This window comes from Nonomuraea sp. SYSU D8015 (assembly GCF_008065375.1).
In the GTDB taxonomy this organism is placed as follows: Bacteria; Actinomycetota; Actinomycetes; order Streptosporangiales; family Streptosporangiaceae; genus Nonomuraea.
In genome coordinates, this window is the sequence record NZ_VJYI01000063.1 from 1 (window position 1) to 1630 (window position 1630).

At 70.1% G+C, this 1630-nt stretch carries 1 protein-coding gene; it reads left to right on the forward strand.

The genetic code is table 11. From position 1 onward, the window contains the following. The first annotated feature begins 400 nt into the window (after positions 1-400). Entirely contained in the window at positions 401-1219 is an 819-nt protein-coding gene (locus ID574_RS59200; protein WP_188197858.1) for a hypothetical protein, read from the forward strand. Positions 1220-1630 lie beyond the last annotated feature (411 nt).

Here is a 1630-nt window from a genome sequence, read left to right on the forward strand (position 1 = left end):
GCTTCATTCCGCAAACGGGTATCGGACTCCGCTTGAGGTCCACAACGAGTACCTGAGCCGGCAGCTCGCAGCATGAAGTGATCATCAGGAAGCTGTCCGGAGAACGCGGGGCTCCTCAAACTGCCGGCCAGGGTACAGACCGGCAACCCCGTGGTGATCTCGACGTTGCACGGCATCGGCGGAATAGGCAAATCGGCCCTGGCCATCCATGCCGCCCACCGGCTGGCCGAGGAGTTTCCCGATGGCCAGCTCTATGTGGACCTGCAGGGCACCACAGCGGGTCTGGATCCGCTGCAGCCGCTGGAGGTTCTGGGCGGTTTCCTCCGTGCACTGGGCGTCGAGGGACAGCGGGTGCCCGCGACACCGGCAGAGGCGAGCGCACTGTTCCGCAGCCGACGCGGTGCTTCTCGACGCGCTCCCGGAGGAGGAGGCGGTCGCTCTCCTCTCCCGGCTGGTCGGCGCAACGCGGATCGCGGCCGAGCCAGGCGCGGCGGCGGAGGTGATCCGGTGGTGCGCCTGTCTCCCGCTGGCCGTGCGCGTCGCCGGGGCACGGCTTGCCGTACGCCCTCAGTGGTCGGTGGCGGCGTTCGCCGCGCGGCTGGCCGACGCCCAGCGCCGCCTGGATGAGCTGCAGCTGGGCGACTTGCGGGTACGCACCAGCGTGGCCGTCTCCCTCGCGGAGCTGCGTACCAGCCGGGACCCCGCCGACGCGGCCGCCGCCGAGACGTTCGCCTGGCTGGGCGTGCCCGACGGCCCGGACATCTCCGTGCCCGCCGCGGCCCGCCTGCTTGGCCAGGACGAGTCCGCTGCCGAGCGGTCCCTGGATCGGTTGGTCGACGCCAGTCTCCTGGACACTCCGGCTCCCGGCCGGTACCGCTTTCACGACCTGCTGCGGCTGCTGCGCCCGGACGATCGACGCCTGCCCCACGCCCGAGCCGAGTGGACACACGACAGCCTGCCGCTGACGGACACCTCCGCCGCCCTGACCTGGCTGGACGCCGAACGTCTCAACCTGCTCGCCGCCGCGCGACAGGCCGCCGACGAGGACATCGCGTGGACCCAGCGCCTGCGTTGGGCGAAGGCCAACGGCCTCACCCCACTGCAGGCGCTGCGGCACTGGGCGGGACAGCAAGGGGACGACCGGGCGGGCAGGGTGCCCGCGGACGTGGAGTTCGAGCTGCCCACCCTGCGGGAGCTCGAGGAGCTGGCCGCCGAGTGAGGTACGCCACGCATGTGCTCAGGCGCGGCCCGCGCCGCTGGGCTCGACCCGGAGGTGATCGTGCTCAGCGGCGGGGTCGGGTCGCAACGATGGCGCCCCAAACACCACCCTGGTTACGCGACCGACTCTCTAGCCTCGGGCTTTCGCGGTGAATTTCGCCAGGCTTGATCGTTCACATAAGAAAAGTGCCTTTGAACTGGGAGGATGGGGCTTGTCGAGAGTCCTGTCCACACCAGATCAGAAGGCACTTTCCAAGTGAAGACTATCGCTTCGCGCGGCAAGATCACCGCATCCGCTGACGCCACCGGGCTCCTCTCCCACACAGGCGCCCTGCTGCTCCTGCAGACGCTGCGTGTCACCGGCCTGGACAGGGCCCTGTCCGCCGGCCTGCAACGCTGGCGCTCCTCACGC